The 21,347-nt window shown below is 74.1% G+C and carries 21 protein-coding genes; 3 read left to right on the forward strand and 18 right to left on the reverse strand.

Annotated elements, in window-relative coordinates:
• Position 1: 1 nt before the first annotated feature.
• From FB454_RS06650 to pyrR, 3 genes are read right to left on the reverse strand one after another with little or no spacing between them, the layout of a single operon-like run.
• Positions 2–1,318, reverse strand: coding sequence for a dihydroorotase (locus FB454_RS06650; protein ID WP_013285508.1), 1,317 nt, complete (start codon positions 1,316–1,318; stop codon positions 2–4).
• Positions 1,315–2,241 carry an aspartate carbamoyltransferase catalytic subunit gene (locus FB454_RS06655; RefSeq protein ID WP_013285507.1) on the reverse strand — a complete coding sequence of 309 codons (927 nt, stop codon included), beginning with the start codon at positions 2,239–2,241 and terminating at the stop codon, positions 1,315–1,317. The genes FB454_RS06650 and FB454_RS06655 overlap by 4 nt, the downstream gene beginning before the upstream one ends.
• Before the next feature lie 58 nt (positions 2,242–2,299).
• Positions 2,300–2,881 (reverse strand): bifunctional pyr operon transcriptional regulator/uracil phosphoribosyltransferase PyrR, encoded by a 582-nt coding sequence (gene pyrR / locus FB454_RS06660; protein ID WP_013285506.1) that lies wholly within the window; start codon positions 2,879–2,881, stop codon positions 2,300–2,302.
• 286 nt (positions 2,882–3,167) lie between these two features.
• On the opposite strand from pyrR, the gene bldD reads away from it, so the two are divergent.
• A complete protein-coding gene (bldD, locus tag FB454_RS06665; protein WP_013285505.1) occupies positions 3,168–3,656 on the forward strand; it encodes a transcriptional regulator BldD in 489 nt (162 codons plus the stop codon).
• Positions 3,657–3,718: 62 nt separating this feature from the next.
• Here bldD and nusB read toward each other — a convergent pair whose 3' ends face one another.
• The 4 genes from nusB to aroB all read right to left on the reverse strand — a co-directional run bounded on the left by nusB (position 3,719) and on the right by aroB (position 6,310).
• Positions 3,719–4,129, reverse strand: a complete 411-nt coding sequence (gene nusB, locus FB454_RS06670) for a transcription antitermination factor NusB (protein ID WP_174361785.1) — start codon at positions 4,127–4,129, stop codon at positions 3,719–3,721.
• A 23-nt stretch (positions 4,130–4,152) separates the two neighbouring features.
• Positions 4,153–4,710, reverse strand: a complete 558-nt coding sequence (gene efp / locus FB454_RS06675; RefSeq protein WP_013285503.1) for an elongation factor P — start codon at positions 4,708–4,710, stop codon at positions 4,153–4,155.
• A gap of 86 nt (positions 4,711–4,796) precedes the next feature.
• Positions 4,797–5,237, reverse strand: coding sequence for a type II 3-dehydroquinate dehydratase (gene aroQ, locus FB454_RS06680; protein WP_013285502.1), 441 nt, complete (start codon positions 5,235–5,237; stop codon positions 4,797–4,799).
• On the reverse strand, positions 5,234–6,310 hold the full coding sequence (gene aroB, locus FB454_RS06685) for a 3-dehydroquinate synthase (RefSeq protein WP_013285501.1): 1,077 nt from the start codon (positions 6,308–6,310) through the stop codon (positions 5,234–5,236). Before aroB ends, aroQ begins: the two co-directional genes overlap by 4 nt.
• Before the next feature lie 92 nt (positions 6,311–6,402).
• On the opposite strand from aroB, the gene FB454_RS06690 reads away from it, so the two are divergent.
• Both FB454_RS06690 and FB454_RS06695 read left to right on the forward strand, forming a co-directional pair.
• On the forward strand, positions 6,403–6,945 hold the full coding sequence (locus tag FB454_RS06690; protein WP_013285500.1) for a DUF2243 domain-containing protein: 543 nt from the start codon (positions 6,403–6,405) through the stop codon (positions 6,943–6,945).
• Positions 6,942–7,742: a cytochrome c oxidase assembly protein gene (locus FB454_RS06695; protein WP_013285499.1), complete on the forward strand. Its 801-nt coding sequence runs from the start codon at positions 6,942–6,944 to the stop codon at positions 7,740–7,742. The genes FB454_RS06690 and FB454_RS06695 overlap by 4 nt, the downstream gene beginning before the upstream one ends.
• Before the next feature lie 215 nt (positions 7,743–7,957).
• Here FB454_RS06695 and FB454_RS06700 read toward each other — a convergent pair whose 3' ends face one another.
• The 11 genes from FB454_RS06700 to FB454_RS06750 all read right to left on the reverse strand — a co-directional run bounded on the left by FB454_RS06700 (position 7,958) and on the right by FB454_RS06750 (position 21,281).
• A complete protein-coding gene (locus tag FB454_RS06700; protein WP_013285498.1) occupies positions 7,958–8,467 on the reverse strand; it encodes a shikimate kinase in 510 nt (169 codons plus the stop codon).
• Positions 8,464–9,642 (reverse strand): chorismate synthase, encoded by a 1,179-nt coding sequence (aroC, locus tag FB454_RS06705; RefSeq protein ID WP_013285497.1) that lies wholly within the window; start codon positions 9,640–9,642, stop codon positions 8,464–8,466. Before aroC ends, FB454_RS06700 begins: the two co-directional genes overlap by 4 nt.
• Positions 9,643–9,800: 158 nt before the next feature.
• Complete coding sequence (locus FB454_RS06710) at positions 9,801–10,613, reverse strand: shikimate dehydrogenase (protein ID WP_013285496.1); 813 nt, start codon at positions 10,611–10,613, stop codon at positions 9,801–9,803.
• Positions 10,613–11,812 carry an endolytic transglycosylase MltG gene (gene mltG, locus FB454_RS06715; protein ID WP_013285495.1) on the reverse strand — a complete coding sequence of 400 codons (1,200 nt, stop codon included), beginning with the start codon at positions 11,810–11,812 and terminating at the stop codon, positions 10,613–10,615. The genes FB454_RS06710 and mltG overlap by 1 nt, the downstream gene beginning before the upstream one ends.
• Positions 11,809–12,270 (reverse strand): Holliday junction resolvase RuvX, encoded by a 462-nt coding sequence (gene ruvX, locus FB454_RS06720; RefSeq protein ID WP_013474890.1) that lies wholly within the window; start codon positions 12,268–12,270, stop codon positions 11,809–11,811. The genes mltG and ruvX overlap by 4 nt, the downstream gene beginning before the upstream one ends.
• 127 nt (positions 12,271–12,397) lie before the next feature.
• On the reverse strand, positions 12,398–15,079 hold the full coding sequence (gene alaS / locus FB454_RS06725) for an alanine--tRNA ligase (protein ID WP_145822663.1): 2,682 nt from the start codon (positions 15,077–15,079) through the stop codon (positions 12,398–12,400).
• Positions 15,076–15,381, reverse strand: coding sequence for a hypothetical protein (locus FB454_RS06730; protein ID WP_013285491.1), 306 nt, complete (start codon positions 15,379–15,381; stop codon positions 15,076–15,078). Before FB454_RS06730 ends, alaS begins: the two co-directional genes overlap by 4 nt.
• A 32-nt stretch (positions 15,382–15,413) precedes the next feature.
• Positions 15,414–15,875, reverse strand: coding sequence for a DUF948 domain-containing protein (locus tag FB454_RS06735; RefSeq protein ID WP_043324962.1), 462 nt, complete (start codon positions 15,873–15,875; stop codon positions 15,414–15,416).
• A 146-nt stretch (positions 15,876–16,021) separates the two neighbouring features.
• Positions 16,022–16,639 (reverse strand): hypothetical protein, encoded by a 618-nt coding sequence (locus tag FB454_RS06740; RefSeq protein WP_013285489.1) that lies wholly within the window; start codon positions 16,637–16,639, stop codon positions 16,022–16,024.
• 2,864 nt (positions 16,640–19,503) lie between these two features.
• On the reverse strand, positions 19,504–20,994 hold the full coding sequence (locus FB454_RS06745) for a replication-associated recombination protein A (RefSeq protein ID WP_030271033.1): 1,491 nt from the start codon (positions 20,992–20,994) through the stop codon (positions 19,504–19,506).
• 74 nt (positions 20,995–21,068) lie between these two features.
• Entirely contained in the window at positions 21,069–21,281 is a 213-nt protein-coding gene (locus tag FB454_RS06750) for a hypothetical protein (RefSeq protein WP_013285485.1), read from the reverse strand.
• Positions 21,282–21,347 lie beyond the last annotated feature (66 nt).

A 21,347-nucleotide genomic window follows, 5' to 3' on the forward strand; every position in this document is an offset into this window, starting at 1 on the left:
CTCACTTGACAGCCTTTCCGTCCAGGACCGTCGGCTCGCCGCGCAGGAAGGTCGCCACGATGCGACCCGGCAGCGTCATGCGGGCGTACGGGGTGTTGCGACTGCGACTGGCCAGCTCCGCCGGTTCGACGACGCGCCGGGCGGCCGGGTCGACCAGGGTCAGGTTGGCCGGTACGCCGGGCGCCGGGTCGAGGCCGTGCCCGGCCAGCCCGGCGATCCGGGCCGGCGTGCGGGACATCCGCTCGGCGATCAGGTCCCAGCGGGGACCGAACACGTCGAGCGCGATCGACAGCGCCGTCTCCAGGCCGAGCATGCCCGGCCGGGCGTACGCCCACTCGCACTCCTTGTCCTCCACGGCGTGCGGCGCGTGGTCGGTGGCGATGATGTCGATCACGCCCTCGGCCAGCGCCTCCCGCAGCGCGGCGATGTCGGTGGCGGTGCGCAGCGGCGGGTTGACCTTGAAGACCGGGTCGTAGCTGCCCGCTGGGCTCCAGTTGTTCGCAAGCTCACTCCTCCCGCTCACGACCTCGTCCGTGAGCAGCAGGTGGTGCGGCGTCACCTCGGCGGTGACCCGTACCCCGCGCGCCTTGGCCTGACGCAGCACCTCGACGCTGCCGGCGGTGGAGACGTGGCAGACGTGCAGCCGGCTGCCGACGTGCTCGGCCAGCAGCACGTCCCGGGCGATGATCGCCTCCTCGGCGACGGCCGGCCAGCCGGTCAGGCCGAGGCGGGTGGACACCTCGCCCTCGTGCATCTGCGCGCCCTCGGTCAGCCGGGGCTCCTCGGCGTGCTGGGCGATCACGCCGTCGAACGCCTTGACGTACTCCAGCGCCCGGCGCATCAGCCGCGGGTCCGACACGCAGTGCCCGTCGTCGGAGAAGATCCGCACCCCGGCGGCCGAGTCGGCCATCGCGCCCAGCTCGGCCAGGCGCTCGCCGGCCAGCCCGACGGTGACCGCGCCGATCGGCTGCACGTCGACCAGGCCGGCCTCCCGGCCGAGCCGCCAGACCTGCTCCACCACGCCCGCGGTGTCCGCCACCGGGGAGGTGTTCGCCATCGCGCACACCGCCGTGTAGCCGCCGAGTGCCGCCGCCCGGGAACCGGACTCGACCGTCTCGGCGTCCTCCCGGCCGGGCTCGCGCAGGTGGGTGTGCAGGTCGACCAGGCCGGGCAGCGCGACCAGGCCGGTCGCGTCGATGACTGTGGCGTCGTCCGCGGCGAGCCCGCGGCCCGTCCCGGCCACCACGCCGTCGCGGATGAGCAGGTCGGTCGGCTCGCCGCCGACGATGCTGACGCCTGTGATGAGGTACGCGGTCACCGGTTGTTCCCTCCGAGCAGCAGGTAGAGCACGGCCATCCGCACGGAGACCCCGTTGGCGACCTGTTCGACGATGGTGGAGCGGGGCGAGTCGGCCACCTCGGGCGTGATCTCCATGCCCCGGTTCATCGGGCCGGGGTGCATGACGATCGCGTGCTCGGGCAGCCGGCGCATGCGCGGCCCGTCGAGCCCGTAGCGTCGGGCGTACTCGCGGGCCGACGGGAAGTAGGAGTCACCCATCCGCTCGCGCTGCACCCGCAGCATCATCACCACGTCCACATCTGGGAGAACGGCGTCGAGGTCGTAACAGACGTCGGTGCCGGTGGCCAGGGCGGCGGCGATGTCGACCGGGATGAGGGTGGGCGGGCCGACCAGTGTCACCTTCGCGCCGAGGGTGGACAGCAGCAGCACGTTGGAGCGGGCCACCCGGGAGTGCAGCACGTCGCCGACGATCGCCACGTGCAGGCCGTCGAGGCGGCCCAGCCGGGACCGCATCGTGTACGCGTCGAGCAGCGCCTGGGTGGGGTGCTCGTGGGTGCCGTCACCGGCGTTGACCACCGATCCGTCCACCCACTCGGCGAGCCGGTGCGGTGCGCCGGAGGCGGGGTGCCGGACGACGACCGCGTCCGCGCCCATGGCCTGGAGCGTGAGCGCGGTGTCCTTCAGGCTCTCCCCCTTGGCCACGCTGGAGCCCTTGGCGGAGAAGTTGATCACGTCGGCGCTGAGCCGCTTGGCGGCCGCCTCGAACGAGATCCGGGTGCGGGTGGAGTCCTCGTAGAAGAGGTTGACCACGGTGCGCCCGCGCAGCGCGGGCAGCTTCTTGACCTCGCGGCCGGCCACCGTCGCCATCTCCGCGGCGGTGTCCAGGACCAGGGTGGCGGTGCCGGCGTCCAGATCGGCGCCGGAGAGCAGGTGCCGGATCATGCGTGTCGCCGCCTTTCGTTCGCGACTGCGGGGCTCCGCTTCGCTGCGCTCCTCGCGCTCACAGTGAGCCTCCGTACAGCCGTACCTCGTCACTGCCGTCGGTCTCGGCGAGGGTGACCTTGACGTTCTCGGCCAGGGCGGTGGGGATGTTCTTGCCGACGTAGTCGGCGCGGATCGGCAGCTGGCGGTGGCCGCGGTCGACGAGGACCGCGAGCTGCACGGACGCCGGCCGGCCGACGTCGCTGAGCGCGTCCAGCGCGGCCCGCACGGTGCGGCCGGAGAACAGCACGTCGTCGACGAGGATCACCCGCTTGCCGTCGATCCCGCCGGGCGGCAGGTCGGTCGGGCCGACCGCGCGGGTGGCGTGCCGGCGCAGGTCGTCGCGGTAGAGCGTGATGTCGAGCACGCCGACCGGGACTGTGACGTCCTCGAAGGTGCTGATCCGGGCCGCGAGGCGGTGGGCGAGCGGCACGCCCCGGGTCGGGATGCCGAGCAGCACGGTGTCGGCGGCGCCCTGGGTCTTCTCCAGGATCTGGTGGGCGATGCGGTCGACCACCCGCGACACGTCCGCTGCGGCGAGGATCACCTTCACCGAGGGTTGTCGCGGCGGCGACGAGTGGGCAGCCGGTGGGTAGGCCACGGCGGACCTCCTTCCCCGCCTCACGGGACGGGTCGTTAAAGGACGTCTGGTCTGCTCCGGCAGGCCCGCGCGGGGCCCGGACCGGGGCTTCACGCCACGTTACCAGCGGTCACCGGGCTGCCCGCCGCCGGTCCTGACCTGCTGGTCAGCCCGGAGAAATGGGGACAAGCCACACGTGGGTGCCGGACCCGGTGGACGGCAACACTTGACCACATGTCGCAATCCCCGTACCGTCACGCTCCGTAGCGATAGCTCGGGGAACCCGAACAGCACTGGGAGTGTCCGAATGCCCTCTGAATACGCCAAGTCGCTGGGCGCCCGCCTGCGCTCCATCCGCCAGCAGCAGGGCCTGTCCCTGCAGGGGGTGGAGGAGAAGTCGAACGGGCGGTGGAAGGCCGTGGTGGTCGGCTCGTACGAGCGCGGCGACCGCGCCGTCACCGTGTCCCGCCTGGCGGAGCTGGCCGACTTCTACCGCGTTCCCGTCTCGGAGCTGCTGCCCGACGGCAGCGGGGTGCGTCACGAGCCCACCAGCAAGATCGTCCTGGACCTGGAGCGGCTCTACGACGAGGCCTCCGAGGACCTCGCGTACGTGGCCCGCTACGCGCGCGCCATCCAGCAGCAGCGCGGCGACTACAACGGCCGGGTGCTCTCGATCCGCGCCGACGACCTGCGCGCCCTCGCGATCGTCTACGACGCCTCGCCGTCGGGCCTGATCGAGCGGCTGACCGAGCACGGCGTGCTGGTCGCCGACCCGCGGGCGTTCTTCGCGTCCTGACATCCCCCGTACGACGAAAGGGCCCGTGCCGGTCGGCACGGGCCCTTCGTCGTTGCGGCGCGTCAGCGCGTGGCGTACTCGGCGATCCGGCCGAGGATGCCGTTGAGGAAGCGGGGCGAGTCGTCGGTCGACATCTGCCGGGCCAGCTCCACGGCCTCGCTGATCGCCACCGCGTCGTCGATCTCGTCGACGTAGAGCAGCTCGTACACGGCGATCCGGGCCAGGTTGCGGTCGACCACCGGCATGCGCTCCAGCGTCCACCCCTCGGCGTAGCTGGCGATCGTCTCGTCGATCCGGTCGAGGTGCGCCGCCACGCCCTCGACCAGCCCGACCGCGTAGCCGAGGTGGTCGGGGCGCGGCTGCTCGATCCGTTCCAGGTAACCGGCGAGCACCTCGACCGGCGGGCGGTCCCGCAGGTCGGCCTCGAAGAGCACGTCCAGCGCCCGCTTGCGCGCCTTGCGGCGCGCCGGCATCTGCTGCTTGGGGCCCTCGGCCATCAGGCTCGGCCGAGGTAACGGCCGTCGCGGGTGTCGACCTTGATCTTCTCACCGGTGGTGATGAACAGCGGCACCTGCACGGTCGCGCCGGTCTCGACGGTGGCCGGCTTGTTGCCGCCGGTCGAGCGGTCGCCCTGCAGGCCCGGCTCGGTGTAGGTGACCTCGAGCACGACCGAGGTCGGCAGCTCGATGTACAGCGGCACGCTCTCGTGGGTGGCGACGGTCGCCTCGGCCTCGGGGAGGAGGTAGTTGGCGGCCTCGCCGACGGTGCCGCCGGGGACGGTGATCTGGTCGAACGTCTCCAGATCCATGAAGACGTAGTCCTCGCCGTCGGCGTACAGGTACTGCATGGTGCGCTTGTCCACGGTCGCGGTCTCGACCTTGGTGCCCGCGTTGAAGGTCTTGTCGACCACCTTGCCGGACAGCACGTTCTTCAGCGTGGTGCGCACGAAGGCACCACCCTTACCGGGCTTGACGTGCTGGAACTCGACGACGGCCCACAGCTCGCCGTCCAGGTTGAGTACCAGGCCGTTCTTCAGGTCGTTGGTGGTGGCCATTTCCTGCCTTGATCATCAATTGGCGGACAGACCGGCCAAGTCTACTCGCTCTGTCGAATCGGACTCGCGCCACGGAACGGACCGGCTCAGGCTCCTGCGGCGAGCCGGGCGGCCAGGTGGTGCAGCGCCAGCCGGTAGCCGTCCACGCCCAGGCCGCAGATCACGCCGGTGGCCACCGCGGAGACCACCGAGTGGTGCCGGAACTCCTCCCGGGCGTGGATGTTGGAGATGTGCACCTCGACCAGGGGGCCGCGCAGCATGGCGCAGGCGTCCCGGACCGCGATCGAGTAGTGCGACCAGGCCGCGGGGTTCAGCACCACCGCCGCCGCCTCGTCGGCCGCCTCGTGCAGCCAGGCGAGCATCTCGTGCTCGGCGTCGGTCTGCCGGACCACCACGTCCAGGCCCAGCTCCCGGCCGTGCCGTTCACAGTCGGCCACGAGCTGGGCGTAGCTGGTCACCCCGTACACGTCGACCTGGCGGGTGCCGAGCCGGCCCAGGTTCGGCCCGTTGAGCACGTACACCCTCACGAGCTGATCTCCGCGTACGCGGCGGCGAGCAGGTCGTCCGGCAGCGCCTCCATGATCGCCGGGCGGGCGAGCCCGTCGAGCACCACGAACCGCAGCCGGCTGCCCCGGGCCTTCTTGTCCACCCGCATCGCGGCGAGCAGCTCCGGCCAGGCGTCGGCCCGGTAGCCGGTGGGCAGGTCGAGCGCGGCCAGCACCCGGCGGTGCCGCTCGGCGTCGGCCGCGTCGAGCCGGCCGGCGAGCCGGGCCAGCGTGGCGGCGTACACCAGGCCGACCGCCACCGCGTGACCGTGCCGCCAGCGGTAGCCCTCCACCTTCTCGATCGCGTGCGCCAGCGTGTGCCCGTAGTTGAGCACCTCGCGTACCCCGGATTCGCGCAGGTCCCCGGCGACCACGCCGGCCTTCACGCGGACCGCGCGTTCGACCAGTTCCCGCAGCACCGGCCCGGCCGGGTCCAGCGCGGCGGCCGGGTCGTCCTCGACCAGGTCGAGGATGACCGGGTCGGCGATGAAACCGCACTTGACCACCTCGGCCATCCCGGCGGCCAGGTCGGCCGGGGGCAGGCTGTCCAGAGTCGCCAGGTCGGCCAGCACGCCGGCCGGCGGGTGGAACGCGCCGACCAGGTTCTTGCCGGCGGCGGTGTTGATGCCGGTCTTGCCGCCCACTGCGGCGTCGACCATGCCGAGCAGCGACGTGGCGACCGGCACCCAGCGCACGCCGCGCAGCCAGGTGGCAGCGACGAACCCGGCCAGGTCGGTGACCGCGCCGCCGCCCACCCCGACCACCGCGTCGGTACGGGTGAACCCGGCGTCGCCGAGCCGGTCCCAGCAGGCCGCCGCCACGTCGACGTGCTTGCCCGCCTCCGCGTCCGGCACCTCGATCAGCAGCGGCGTCACGCCGCCCTCGCGGACACCGTCGGCGAGCCGGTCGGCGAGTGCCTTGAGCGGCGGCGCGTGCAGGAAGGCCACCCGCTCGGCGCCCGGCAGCAGCCGGGGCGGCGGGTTCAGCAGGTCACGTCCCACGAGCACGTCGTACGGCCGCTCGCCGCCGACCGGGATCCGGGTCACCTCGTCCATCGCGGGCAGCCTAGTCCAGCGCGCCGCCCCCGCGCGGCGACTGTCCACTCCCTGGGTGTTTGACCGGCCGCACCGCGGGTAGGGCGGCCGGAATGAGCGAGACGAGGGCACACGCGACCCGACCGGAGTCCGCGACGAGCATCCGGCTGCCCGCCACGATCCTCGGCGTCGGGCTGGGCGGCTTCGTCGACGGCATCGTCCTGCACCAGGTCCTCCAGTGGCACCACATGCTCAGCAGCACCGGCAGCGACCGGATCGGCGTGCGTGAGTACCCGGTGGACACCGTGCCCGGGTTGCAGATGAACACGCTCTGGGACGGCCTGTTCCACGTGGTCACCTGGGTGGCGGTGCTGACCGGTCTGGCCCTGCTCTACTCCCGGGTCACCCACTCGCGGGGCCGGCTGTGGCGCTCGCCGATGCTGTGGGGCTGGGCGCTGATCGGCTGGGGCCTGTTCAACCTGGTCGAGGGCATCGTCGACCACCACCTGCTCGGCATCCACCACGTCCGCGGCGGCCCGAACCAGCTCTGGTGGGACCTCGGGTTCCTCGCCCTCGGCGTGGTGCTGATCGCTGCGGGCTGGGCGATCCAGCGCCGGGCCCGCGCGGTGGACCTCTGCCCGCCGGAGCGCCGGTGACAGTGGCCCACGCCGGGCATGCCGACGGTGGCTTCCCGGTGACCGCGCTGATCCCGGTGGCGATGTCCTGGGCGTACCTGGCCGCCGCGCTGCGGCTGCGCGACCCGGGCGGGCCGGGCTGGCCGCACGCCCGCACGGCGAGCTTCGGTCTGGGCGCGCTGCTGCTGGTGGCCGGGCTGCTGTGGCCGGCCGGCGACTTCGTCGGGCACATGTGGCAGCACCTGCTGATCGGCATGCTCGCGCCGCTGGCGCTGGTGCTCGGCGCACCGGTCACGCTGCTGCTGCGCACGCTGGACCGGCGTACCGGCCGGGCCCTGGTCCACCTGCTGCGGCATCCGGTAGCGCGGGTGCTCGGCCACCCGGTGACCGGCCTGCTGCTCACCGCGGGCGGGCTCTGGCTGCTCTACCTCACCCCGCTGTACCGGGCCACCTTGGACAGCCCGGCCCTGCACACGCTGGTGAACCTGCACTTCCTGCTGAGCGGCTGCCTGTTCGCCTGGTCGATCGCCGGGCCGGACCCGGGACCGCACCGCCCGCGCGTACCGGTGCGGCTGGTGGTGATCGGGGTCGGGGTGGCCGCGCACGCCACCATCGCCCAGTTGCTCTACGCCGGGCTGTTCGTGGACGTGCCGGCCACCGCCGCCGAGCTGCGGGCCGGGGCCACGCTCATGTACTACCTGGGTGACCTGGCCGAGATCGCGCTGGCGCTCGCGCTGCTCGCCACCTGGCGGCCCGAACCGGCCCGGCGCCGCCGCGCCGGACGCCGGACGGCCAGGGCCGCTGCGGCCAACGCCTGACCGGCGCGCCTTCTCACCCGCCCATGGCGTTCCACCCAGCGGCGTCCTCCACGCCGACTGGAACGCCGCGGGTGCCACAACGCTCGGGAGACACCCACGGCGTTCCACTCATCCGCGGCATCCCCGCCGACTGGAACGCCACGGGTGTCACAACGCCCGCGAGACACCCACGGCGTTCCACCGAGAGAGCCGGACACGGCGGGGGCGGGGCGTTGTCAGGGTTTGAGCAGGGCGGCGATCTCCGCGGCCAGCTCCTGCGGGGTACGGCCGTCGGTGACCACAGTCGCGGTCGCCACCTCGGCGTAGAGCGGGCGGCGCTGGTCCATCAGGTGCTTGAGCGTGGCGCGCGGGTTCAGCGCGAGCAGCGGCCGCCCGGCGCCCAGACCGACCCGCTTGACCGCGTCGGGCAGCTCCACCGACAGGTGCACCACCGTGTGGCCGATCAGCGCGGCCCGGTTCTCCTCGGCCAGGACCGCGCCGCCGCCGACCGCGAGCACGCCCGCGTGCGACGCGAGCGCCGCCGCCACGGCGGCCCGTTCGAGGGTACGGAAGTGCTCCTCGCCCTCGTCCACGAAGATCTCCGGGATGGGCTTGCCGGCGAGGTTCTCGATGTCGGCGTCGGTGTCCCGGAAGTCGACGCCGAGCGCCTCGGCGAGCGCCGTGCCGACAGTGGTCTTGCCGGAGCCGGGCGCCCCGACCAGCACGCAGACCGGCCGGGTGCTCATTTGATCACCAGGCTGTCGAGGTAACCGTTGAGGTTGCGGCGCATCTCGGCAATCGAGTCGCCGCCGAACTTCTCCACCGCCGCCTCGGCCAGCACCAGCGCGACCATCGCCTCGGCCACCACCGCAGCGGCCGGGACCGCGCACACGTCGGAGCGCTGGTTGATCGCGGTGGCCGGCTCGCCGGTGGTCACGTCGATGGTGGCGAGCGCCCGGTTCAGCGACGAGATCGGCTTCATGGCCGCCTTCACCCGAAGCGGCTCACCCGTGGTGATGCCGCCCTCCAGGCCACCGGCCCGGTCGGTGATCCGCCGCACCCCGGTGGCGGTGGGCACGATCTCGTCGTGCGCCTCCGAACCGCGCGAGCGGGCCTGCTGCCAGCCGTCGCCGATCTCCACGCCCTTGATCGCCTGGATCGACATGAGCGCGGTCGCGAGGCGGGCGTCGAGCTTGCGGTCCCACTGCACGTGGCTGCCCAGGCCCGGCGGCACCCCGTACGCGAGCACCTCGACCACGCCGCCGAGCGTGTCGGCGGCCTTCTTCGCGGCGTCGACCTCGGCGACCATCCGGGCGCTTGCCTCGGCGTCGAGGCAGCGCAGCGGGTCGGCGTCGATGCGCGCGGCGTCCTCCGGCGTGGGGCGCAGCCCCGGCTTGACCGCCACCGGGCCCAGCTCGACCACGTGGGAGACGATCTCGACGCCGAGCGCCTGGCGTACGAGCGCCTTGGCGACGGTGCCCACCGCGACCCGGGCGGCGGTCTCCCGGGCGCTGGCGCGCTCCAGGATCGGCCGGGCGTCGGTGTGCCCGTACTTCTGCATGCCGGCCAGGTCGGCATGACCCGGGCGGGGACGGGTCAGCGGCGCGTTGCGGGCCTGGCTCGCCAGCTCCTCCGGGTCGACCGGGTCGGCGGCCATCACTGTGCGCCACTTGGGCCACTCGGAGTTGCCGACCCGGATCGCCACCGGGCTGCCGAGCGTCACCCCGTGCCGGAGCCCGCCGATGATCTCGACCTCGTCCTGCTCGAACGACATCCGGGCACCCCGGCCGTAGCCGAGCCGGCGCCGGGCCAGCTCGCCGGAGATCTCCCCGGTGGTCACCTCGATGCCGGCGGGTACGCCCTCCAGCATCGCGACGAGGGCGGGTCCGTGCGATTCACCTGCAGTCAGCCAGCGCAACACGACGGTCAGTCTGTCACGCCCGGTGGTCACCGGCGTACGCCGCCCGCCGCGTCCCGCCAACCGGACAGGCCACCTCCGTACGCTGGTCCGCCGCCCGACGGGTGAGGTGTTAACAGGGGACCCTTCCTCTACCGGAGGCGTTAAGAAGGGGCCCTTCCTTACACCGGCAGCGCGGCGCGCATCGCGGTGCGTGGGGCGGTGACGCCGGTGAAGTGCTCGAACTGGCCGAACGCCTGGGCCAGCAGCAGGTCCAGCCCGGAGACCACCCGGCACCCGGCGGCGAGCGCCGCCGCCGCGAGCGGCGTGGGCCACGGGTCGTAGACCACGTCGAAGAAGACCGACTCCGGCCGCCAGTCGAAGTTGTCAGCCAGGGGGTCGGCGACGCCCTTGGGCACTGTGGAGATCACCAGGTCGGCGCGGGCGTGGGAGGGTGCGCCGTCCCACTCGGCGCCAGCGAGCGGCACCCCGGCCGCCGCCGCGACCGGGCGCAGCTCGTCGACCGCCTCCGGGCGGCGGGCCACCACAGTCACCTCGGCCGCCCCGATCCGGGCCGCCGCCGCGATGGCCGCCCGGGCGGTGCCACCCGCACCGAGCACGGTGACGACCGCCCCGGCCACGCAGCCGGCGCCGGTGAGCACCTCGACCATGCCGGTGACGTCGGTGTTGTCCGCGTACCAAGTGCCGTCTTGTCGGCGTACCAGCGTGTTGGCGGCGCCGACGGCGGCGGCGGCCGGCGAGACCTCGTCGGCCAGCGCGAGCGCCACCTCCTTGCCCGGCATGGTCACCGACAGCCCGGCCCATTCGGGGCCGAGGCCCGCGACCAGGCCGGGCAGCTCGTCGGCGCCGGCTTCGATCCGGGTGTACGACCAGCCGGTCAGCCCGGCCGCCGCGTACCCGGCGGTGTGGATCACCGGGGAGAGCGAGTGGGCGATCGGCCTGCCGACCACGGCGGCGCGGCGGGGATCGGCCATCAGATGATCCCGGCCTCCCTGGCCTTCTGCTCGTTGCGCTTCTGCTCGGCGTAGGTCTCGGCGAACGCGGAGCGGCCGTCCCTGCTGATCGCCACGAAGTAGAGCCACTTGCCGTCCGGCGGGCTCAGCGCGCCTTCCAGCGCCTCCTTGCCGGGGTTGTTGATCGGCGAGGGGACCAGCCCGCGCAGCTTGCGGTTGTACGGGTTCTTCGGGTTGTCCAGCTCGGCGGCGGTCATGTCCTTGGACGCCTTGGTCTTCTGCCCGGTCAGCTCCAGGTAGTAGTTGACCGTGACGTCCATCTCCAGGCAGTTGCAGGGGAACTCGCCGTAGACCCGGTTGTAGGCCACCCGGGCGACCTTGCCCAGGTCGGCCTTGTTGCCGGCCTCGGCCTGCGCGAGCGAGGCGACGATCAGCGCCTCGTACGGGGTGATGCCGCCGCGATCTTTCTGCACCTTCTCCGCGTACTGCATGCCGGAGGTGACGGTGAGGAAGTTGTCCACCATCAGCTTGAGCACCGTCTCGGCGGTGGCCTTCGGTGGGATCTCGTAGGTGTCCGGGAACAGGAAGCCCTCGATCGACGGGTTGACCTTCTTGCCGTCGGAACGCTTGAACCACCAGTCCGGTACGCCGAGCGCCTCCGGATCCTTCGCCGCGGCCTCGAAGTCCTTGACCGGGATGTCGGTCTTCTCGGAGAGCCGCTTGTAGACCGTCTTCGCGGTGAGGCCCTCGGGAATGGTGATCCCGTTGACGATCTTGTTCTTGAGGTCCAGCAGGGCCACGACCGCCGCGTCACCGCTCATCTGCTTGCGCATCTTGTACGTGCCGGGCTGGATGTTCTTGCTGCGCGAGTTCTCCTCGGCGGCCTCGATGAACGCCTTGGTGCTCTTCACCACGTCGGCCGCGACGAGCGCGTCGGCCATGTCGGCGATCAGCGCGCCCTGCTTGATCTCGACGGTCACCTCGCCGGTGCCGGAGCCGTCGTAGTCGGGTGTGACGAAGTAGTTCTGGACCCGGTCGAAGCCGTAGAACGCGCCGCCGCCGATGCCGCCCAGCAGGACCAGCGCGAGAGCGAGTGCGAGAAGGGTCTTGCCCCGGCCGCCGCCGGACTTGCCCTGGCGACGGCGCACCGCGCCGCGCCGGTGCCGGCCCTTCTCCCCCCTGTCCGGCTCGTCGAACCCCAGATCAAGATCGTCGATCATTGCGTCCGCCTCCGCTGTGCGTCCAGCCAGCTCTGCAGAATCTCCACCGCGGCGGCCTGGTCGACCACCGCTCGTTGGCGCTTTCCCCGGACGCCCCGTTCGGCCAGCCTACGACTCGCGACGACGGTAGACATCCTCTCGTCCGTCAGCGTCACCGGAATCGGCCTCATTACATCAGCCAATCGGCTGGCATATGCTGATACGTTCAGCGCCGCGGGGCCGTGCTTCCCGGCGAGATTGACCGGCAGCCCGACCACGATCCCCACCGCCTCGTGCTCGGCGGCGAGCCGGACCAGCTCGGCCATGTCGGCGGGCACCGCGTCCGGTTCCGCGGTCAGATCACGGGCCAGCGTCACCAGGGGCGTGGCGAGGATGCCGTGCGGATCACAGCGCGCCACCCCCACCCGGACCTGGCCGACGTCGACACCCAGCCGGACGCCACGGGACAGCTCACTCACGGGCGGACACCTCCCCGCCGGTACGGGCCAGGGCGGACCGGGTGGTCCGCCCTGGCGTAGATCCGTGCGCTCATGCCGTGCCAGCCGGGCATGCGCTCACGGCCCTCGCTCCGCTCGGTGCGTTCGCTCATGCCGCGTCGGCGACCGCCCGCTCGACGGTGACCAGCAGGTTCGGCGCCTCCGTCGCGGGCAGGCCGCCGCCCTGGGCCAGGTCGTCGCTACCGCCACCCCGGCCGGAGAACGCCGCCTTGACCAGGTCCTTCGCACTCAGGTTCCGCCCCCGGGCGGCCTGGTTGACGGCCACCACGAGCGACGCCTTGCCGTTGGCCCGGGCGGCCACCGCGATCACAGCCGGGCGGGCCGCGTCGATCCGGCCCCGGATCTCCTGGGCGAGGGTCCGCACGTCGTTCGCCGCCGCGCCCTCCGGCGCCTCGGTGCCGACGTACGCGACGCCGCGCACGTCCTTCGCCTGCGCCGCCAGGGCGCCGGCCCCGCCGAGCACGAGCTGGGCGCGCAGCTTCTCCAGCTCCTTCTCCGCGTCGCGCAGCTGGGTGACCGTCTGCTCCACCCGGTCGGCGACCTGCTCCCCCGGCACCCGGAACAGCTCGGCCAGCCGGGACACCAGCAGGTGCTCACGGGCCAGGAAGCCGAACGCGTCCATGCCGACGAGCGCCTCGATCCGGCGTACGCCGGAACCCACCGACGCCTCGGAGAGGATCTTCACCAGGCCGAGCTGGGCGGAGCGGGCCACGTGCGTGCCGCCGCACAGCTCGCGGGCGTAGTCACCGACCTCGACGACCCGGACCCGCTCGCCGTACTTCTCGCCGAACAGGGCCATCGCCCCGATCCGCCGGGCCTCCTCCTGGCTGGTGACGAACGCGTGCACCTCCAGGTCGGCCAGCAGCACCTCGTTGACCTGCTGCTCGACGTCGTGCAGCACGCTCGGCGCCACACCCGTCGGGGTGTTGAAGTCGAACCGCAGCCGGCCCGGCGCGTTCAGCGAACCCGCCTGGGTCGCCGACTCACCGAGGAAGTTGCGCATCGTCTGGTGCACCAGGTGCGTGGCGGTGTGCGAGCGGGAGATCGCCCGGCGGCGGGAAACGTCGATCTCGGCGTACCCGGTCTCCCCGGAACGCACCTCGCCGCGCACCACCTTGGCCCGGTGCACGATCAGGCCGGGCACCGGCTGCTGCACGTCGAAGACCTCGACCTGGCCGCCGCCCACAGTGATGAGCCCCTGGTCGGGCTGCTGGCCACCACCCTCGGCGTAGAACGGGGTGGTGTCGAGCACCAGCTCGATCGTGTCACCCTCGACCGCCGCCGAGACCGCGGCGCCGCCGGACAGCAGCGCGCGTACCCGGGACTCCCGGCTCAGCTCGGTGTAGCCGGTGAACTCGACCGGACCGCCGCCGTCGAGCACCGACCGGTACGCCGACACGTCGGTGTGCCCGGTCTTGCGCGCCTGCGCGTCGGCCTTGGCCCGGCTGCGCTGGTCGGCCATCAGCCGGCGGAAGCCCTCCGCGTCGACGTGCAACCCCTGCTCGGCGGCGATCTCCAGGGTCAGGTCGATCGGGAAGCCGTACGTGTCGTGCAGCTGGAACGCCTTGTCGCCGGAGAGCGCCGCCTTGCCGGCCGACTTGGTCTCGGCGATGGCGGTGTCCAGGATCGTGGTGCCGGCGCGCAGCGTGGCCAGGAACGCGTCCTCCTCGGCGTACGCGTACTGGGAGATCCGGCCGAAGTCCTCGGCCAGCTCCGGGTACGACGGCGCCATGCAGTCGCGGGCCACCGGCAGCAGCTCGGGCAGCGCCCGGTCCTGGTAGCCCAGCAGCCGCACCGCCCGGATCGCCCGGCGCATGATCCGCCGCAGCACGTAGCCCCGGCCCTCGTTCGACGGGGTCACCCCGTCGCCGATGAGCATCAGCGAGGTACGCACGTGGTCGGCGATCACCCGCAGCCGTACGTCGTCCGGGTGCGACTCGTTGGCCGCGTGACCGGAGTGCACGCCGTAGCGCTTGCCGGTCAGCTCGGCGGCCCTGTCGAGGATCGGCTTGACCTCGTCGATCTCGTAGAGGTTGTCCACGCCCTGCAGCAGCGAGGCCATCCGCTCCAGGCCCATGCCGGTGTCGATGTTCTTCGCCGGCAGGTCACCGAGGATCGGGAAGTCCTCCTTGCCGACGCCCGGACCGCGCTCGAACTGCATGAAGACGAGGTTCCAGAACTCCAGGTAGCGGTCCTCGTCGACCTCCGGGCCGCCCTCGCGGCCGTAGGCCGGGCCGCGGTCGTAGTACAGCTCGGAGCACGGGCCGCACGGGCCGGGGATGCCCATCGACCAGAAGTTGTCGGCCTTGCCGCGGCGCACGATCCGCTCGGCCGGCACGCCGGTGGCCCGCCAGATGTCGTACGCCTCGTCGTCGTCCAGGTAGACGGTGGCCCAGATCCGCTCCGGGTCCAGCCCGAAGCCGCCCGCCTCGACCGGCTTCGTGGCCAGGTCCCAGGCGAGCGGGATCGCCCCGGACTTGAAGTAGTCACCGAAGGAGAAGTTGCCGTTCATCTGGAAGAACGTGCCGTGCCGGCTGGTCTTGCCGACCTCGTCGATGTCCGGCGTCCGGATGCACTTCTGCACGCTCGTCGCCCGCGCGTACGGCGGGGTCTGCTGGCCCAGGAAGTAGGGCACGAACTGCACCATGCCGGCGTTGATGAACAGCAGGTTCGGGTCGCTGATGGCGGGCAGCGGAGCGGACGGAACCACGGTGTGCCCGTTCGCCTCGAAGTGGGCGAGGAACCGCCGCTTGATCTCCGCCGTCTTCATCGCTGGTGGTCCTCCGGGAAAATCTCTCGGTCTCCGATACGCGGGTCCTCCCGCAGCTCGGCGAACTGGTCGTCGTACACCTCGCCGCGGGCGAAGGCCTCGTGGATCTCCTGCTCACGCTCGGCCATGCCGACCCGGACGTCGTCCACGAACGCCCGGAGCGACTCGACCAGACCACCGGCGGACTCGGACAGCCCGCTGGCGATGCCGGCCGGGGTGTACGCCTGCGCCGTCCGGGTGGCCTTGCGCACCACCAGGACGCCCACGGCCAGCCCGATGCCCAGCCAGAACAACCGCCTCATGTTCTCATCCTTCCCGCGTACGCCGGCCGGGGTCAGCGGTTGCCGCGCTTGGCGGCGCGACGCTGCTGCTTGATCGTGTCGCGCACCTCGCGCTCGGTCTCGGCGTGCCGGCGGGCGGAGGCGGCCCGGCGCACGCCGTACCCGAACGCGGCCACCTTGACCAGCGGGTTCGCGGCGGCGGCGGAGACCACGGTGGCCAGGTTCGCCACGTTCGCGGTGACGTTCTGCGCGTGGCTGGTCATGGTGTCCACCTTGGCGAGCTGGAGGTTCACCCCGTCCAGCGAGGTCTGCACCTGCTCCAGCGCCACGTTGACGTTCTTCACAGTGGTGTTCACGTCACCGAGCAGCGGCGCGGTGCGGTCGTTGAGCTCGTTGATCATGCGGGTCGTCGCGTCCACGGTGTGCCGCAGCCGCAGGATCGGCACCGCCAGCACGAGCACCAGCATCAGGAACGCGCCGGCCAGAACCAGCCAAGCGACCTCGCTACCGTTCACGCGCACGTCCTCCTCAAGCAGTGTCCCGGAACCCGACGCCCCGGAACGCGCGACCGTACCTACCCACTTCGCGCCACGCCGACCCGGTCACCGGGCACGGACGGGCGTGCCAGCCCCAGACCCTACCGTCCGTGATGAAAGTCGGCTCACGACGGTGAGGGGGTCGCCTCGCCCAGCGGGTCGTCGGTCAGGGTGGGGTACGGATCCTCACCGGTGAGTGACGGATCGGTGGTCGGCGTCGGTCCGGTGCGCTCGTCGTCGATCGCGTTGCGCACCTTCACCGACACCAACGAGCCGGTGCACTCCGCCGCTGCGGGCGCGGGCGGCGCGGTCGGCGCGGGCGCCCCGTCCACCGGCGGGGGCGTGCAGGTGCGGTCGCGCACCCACAGGTCGAGCGTGAGTTCGTCCCGGCGCCAGCAGGTGTAGCTACCAGGGACCTTCTCGTCCGGGCAACGGTCGACCTTCCAGCGCCGCCACCCGTCCCCGGCCAGCGCCTCCTCGTAGACCGCGACGGTCTCCTTCCACCCCTGCTCCGACTCGACGGAGCGTTCACGGAGGCGGCAGTCCTGGAGGCACCAGCGGCTGCCGCTGACGTTGTCGACCGTGTTGCTCTGTGCCCAGGCGGGCACGGCGAGCGCGTCGAGGGTGTCGAAGACCGGGTCACGGCTGAGCGTACGCATCCCGAAGTAGAGCGGCACCGCACCGAGCAGCACGAGGCTGACCAGGGCGAGGATGCCCAGCCGCAGCCGGCTGCGTTCGCGCATCTGCCGGCGCAGCTCCGACCGGGCGCCGCGCAGACCACCGGCCTCCGCGCCGCTGTCGTCCGGTCCGGGACCGCCGGGCCGCGGCGCGCCGCCCGCAGCGGGCCGTGGCCCCGCGGGCTCCCCCGGGGGTACGACCACAGCCGCCCGGGCCGCCGCCGGTGTCGCCGCGTTGCCCGGTCCGGTCCGGTCCGGCTCCGCTCCGGGTGGCGTCGCCCGTCCGGTGGTCCGCTCGTCCGGCGCGACCGGGCGGGCCACGCCGGCTGCCGCGCGGGCGGTCACCGGAGCACCGGGCGGCACCGGGCCGTCGCCTGCCGGCCCTCTGGCACCGGGGGCCACCGGCGGACGAGGCCCGGCACCGGGCCGGGTGTCGTCGGGGCGTGCCACCCCGCGTCCGTCACCACCGGGTCCAGCCGGACCGGCTCCGGGGCGGCCGGCACCGGCCGGAATCCCCCCCGTGCGATCGACGTCACCACGCGGACCGGGACCGGCCGGACCCGCGGGGGCACCACCGGGACGGCCACCGCCCGCCGGGATCCCACCCGTGCGCTCGACGTCGCCGCGCGGGCCGGGAGTGGGCGCGACACCGGGGCGGGCCGCGCCGCGGGCCGGGCCGGGCCTACCGGGCGACGGGTCGGACGGCTGAGGCCGGGCCGGGGGCACGACCGGGCCGGGCTGGTCGGGGCGGACCGCCGGTTCGGTGCGCGCCGGCACATCGGGGCCGGGCTGTCCGGGCCGCCGGGACGGCGTACCCGGCTCGGGACGCACCGGCGGGACGGCGACGCCGGCCCGGCCGGCGGGCGCTTCGGAACGGCCGGACGGCTGGTCGGCCGGAGGGCCGGCCGGGCGGCGGGTGACCGGCATGGCGGGGTCGGTGTGTGGCGTGCGACCCGCCTGCCGCAGCCAGTCGGCGGGCCGGTCGGGCCGTTGCGGCCGCGGCTCACCGGCGTCGTCACGGGCGGCCCGGCGACCGGGTGTCTCGGCGCCGACGCCGGTACCGCCCGGCTCGTCGGGCGCGGTCCGGCGGCCGTCGGGCGCGGCACCGCGGCCGGCGGGCGCGCCGCGGCGGCCGGCGGGCGGGGTCGGGCCGGTCGCCGGGCTGCCGGAGACGGGCGCGCCCGGCAGGTCCGGCGCGTTTCCGCTGCGCGGTACGACCGGGGAGCGGTCCGGGGCGGCCCGCCGGCCGGTGCCCGGAGTGGGCACGGCTGCGGTTCCGCCGCCAGGGGCGGGCACGTGGTGGCCGCCGGTGGGCTCGTCGTGCCGGGCGCGTCGCCCGCCACCGGAGACCGGGGCGGCGTCCGGAACGGCTCGTCCGGCCGGCCCGCCGGGTACGACGCCTTCCGGCGCGGCGCGACGGCCTGCACCGGAGACCGGCCGGGTACCGGGCGGAACGTCGTCGGCACGGGCCCGGCGGCCCGCCCCCGAGACCGGCTGGGTGCCGGGTGCCACGTCATCGGGGCGCGCTCGGCGTCCCCCCGGAACGGGCTGGACGGCGTCGGCGTCCTCGGCGCGCGCCCGGCGGGCACCACCGGAGACCGGCTGGATGCCGGCGGTGTCGTCCGGCCGGGCCCGGCGGCCGCCGGACGGCGGCGGGATCGTCGGATCGGCCTGGTGCGGGACCTCGGGCCCGGCTCCGTGCCGGCCGCGGGGCGTCGGCGGTACGCGGCTGTCGCCGTCGGCGGGCGGGCGGCCCGGGGCGGCGGGTGCCCGGCCGGGCGGCGGCGCAGCGGGCGGGACGCGGGTGCCGGCGACGGGCGGCTGCTGGCCGGTGGGTCCGTCCACGCGGCGGCGGTACGGCGCGTCGGCCGGACGGGGCGCCTCGGGCACGCCGGGCCACGGACCGTCGACGGGGCGGCGCGGGGCGCCGGCTTCGGGGCCGCCCGGCCAGGGGCCGTCACCGGGCCGGCGTGGGGCACCGGTCTCGGGACCGCCGGGGCGCACCGGCGGCGCGGCCGGACCGGGCGTGTCGGGACGGCGCATGACCGGCGGACGCGGACCGGGCCGGCCACCACCGGGCGGCGTCTCCGGGCCGGGACGGCCACCGCCGGAGGGCGCGTCCACGACCGGTGGGCGGGCCCCCGGCGGCGTGTCCGCGGCCGGACGCCCGGGGGCCGGGGGCATGTCCACGCCGGGCCGGCCGGACGGCGGGGCGGTGTCCACGCCGGACCGTCCCGGCGGCGGAGGCGTGTCCATGCCCGGTCGACCGGGGGCCGGGGGCAGGTCGGTACCGGGTCGACCGGTGACCGGTCCCCCGGGACGGCCGGCGGCCGGGGGCGCAGCCGGACCCGGACGGCCGGTCACGGGCGGCAGCGTCGGGTCGGTTCGGCCGACCGGAGCGGGCCCGCCCGGATGGGGCCGGCCGGGCGTGTGCGGCGCGGCGGGCGGCGGAACGGCCCGGCCGGGAGTCTGCGGTGCGGCAGCCGGGGGCGGAACGGCCCGGCCGGGAGTCTGGGGCGCGCCGGCCGGCGGAGTACCGGGCCGGCCGGCGGGCGAGGGTGGCGGAACCGGCTGACCGGTCGAGGGCGGCGGGGAGCCCGGTGCCGGGGGCCGCGGAGCCTGTCGGCCGCCGGGTGGCATGCCGGGGCCCGGCCCCGGTGCGGCGGCCGGGCGGGGTGGCCGGGACGGCTCGCCGGCCGGCCAGGACGGATCGGCGTCAGGCCGCGGCGCGGGCACGCCCCCGTCCGGTCCGAGTTCGCCGCCCTGCTGCTTGGCGGTACGCAGGTCGTCGATCCAGCCGAGTTCCTCGCCGACGACAGTCGGGTCCAGCTCGGGCTCGGCCCGGCCGCGTCCCCACCGGCGGCCCTTGCCGCGCGGGTCGCGCCGCTCGTCGGGGCCGTCCGCCGGCCGCTCCGGACCACGCGCCATCACTACTGACCCCCCTCGGCGGCGTCGCTGCCGCCCTCACTCGCCCCGCTGGACTGCTCGCCGCCCCCCACCCGGGCCCCGTTCGCGGCGGCCGGGGCGCCGGCCTCCGCCCGGGTCGCCGGAGCCGGCAGCCCGCGCACGATCCGGCGCAGCAGCGGCAGCCGGGTGGCCACCGCCCGCTCCGCGCCGTGCCCGCTGGGCTGGTAGTAGTCGGTTCCGACGAGGTCGTCCGGAGCGTACTGCTGGGTGACCACCCCCCGGTGGTCGTCGTGCGGGTAGCGGTAGCCGGCGCCGTGGCCGAGGCCCCGCGCGCCGGAGTAGTGGGCGTCGCGCAGCCCGCGCGGCACCGCGCCGCCACGACCCGCGCGTACGTCGGCGACGGCGGCGCCGATCGCTGTCGTGGCCGAGTTCGACTTCGGCGCGGTGGCCAGGTGGATGACCGCCTGGGCCAGGTTCAGCTGTGCCTCCGGCAGGCCCACGTACTCGACCGCGTGGGCGGCCGCGGTGGCCACGGTCAGCGCGGTGGGATCGGCCATTCCCACGTCCTCACTCGCGAAGATCACCAGCCGGCGGGCGATGAACCGGGCGTCCTCCCCGGCCACCACCATCCGGGCCAGCCAGTGCAGTGCCGCGTCCACGTCCGAGCCGCGCATGCTCTTGATGAACGCGCTCGTCACGTCGTAGTGGGCGTCGCCGTCGCGGTCGTATCGCACCGCCGCCACGTCGACCGCCTGTTCGGCCACTGCGAGGTCGATCCGGCCGGTGCCGAGCGCGGTCGCGGTGGCAGCCGCCGCCTCCAGCGCGGTGAGCGCCTTGCGCACGTCGCCCCCGGCGAGCCGGACCAGGTGGTCCTCCGCCTCCTCGGCCAGGACCAGCGCGCCGCCGAGCCCGCGCTCGTCGGCCACCGCGCGGCGCAGCAGGCCGCGTACGTCGTCGTCGTCGAGGGCCTGGAGGGTGAGCAGCACGCAGCGCGACAGCAGGGGCGAGATGACCGAGAAGTACGGGTTCTCGGTGGTCGCCGCGAGCAGCGTGACAGTGCGGTCCTCGACCGCGGCGAGAAGCGAATCCTGCTGGGTCTTGCTGAACCGGTGCACCTCGTCGATGAACAGCACCGTCGGCGGGCCGCCGGACCGGCGCTGCCGGCGGGCGGTCTCGATCACGGCGCGGACGTCCTTGACGCCCGCGGTGAGCGCGGACATCGCCACGAACCGCCGGTCGGTGGCCCGGGCCACGAGGTGCGCGATGGTGGTCTTGCCGCTGCCCGGCGGCCCCCAGAGGATCACCGACATCGGCGCCGCGCCCTCGACCAGCTGGCGCAGCGGCGCCCCCGGCGCGAGCAGGTGCTCCTGCCCGACCAGCTCGTCGATGCCGGCCGGCCGCATCCGCACCGGCAGGGGCGAGTCCGCCCGGGTGTCGGTGAAGCCGTCGGCGCCGCCCGCGCCCGCGGGTGCGCCGGCCGGCTCGCCGAGGGTGAAGAGGGCGTCCGATTCCATCACGAAGACAGTACCGGGCCGGGCCGACGACGCCGGAATCGCGCCGCCGCCCCGACCCGGGTGGTCTTTTCCGGTCAGCCGCGACCCGGCCGCCGGCCCCGGTACCACCGGCCGCCACCGCCGCCGCGCGGGCCGGAGCCGACCCCGGCGAGGTAGAGCGAGAGCAGCAGGAAGCCGATGAGCATGAGCGTCGTGGTGCTGAACAGATCGGGCGCGCCGAGGTCGGTGTTCATGAAGTCGAGCAGCAGCGCGAAGCCGAACACGATGGCCGCGAGAATGGCGAGCATGTCGTTCCTCCGGTGGGGGTTCCCAGCAGGTCGGCGACGGATGTACCCAATCGGTCTGTTCGTCAA

Source organism: Micromonospora sp. CNZ297 (genome assembly GCF_007827625.1).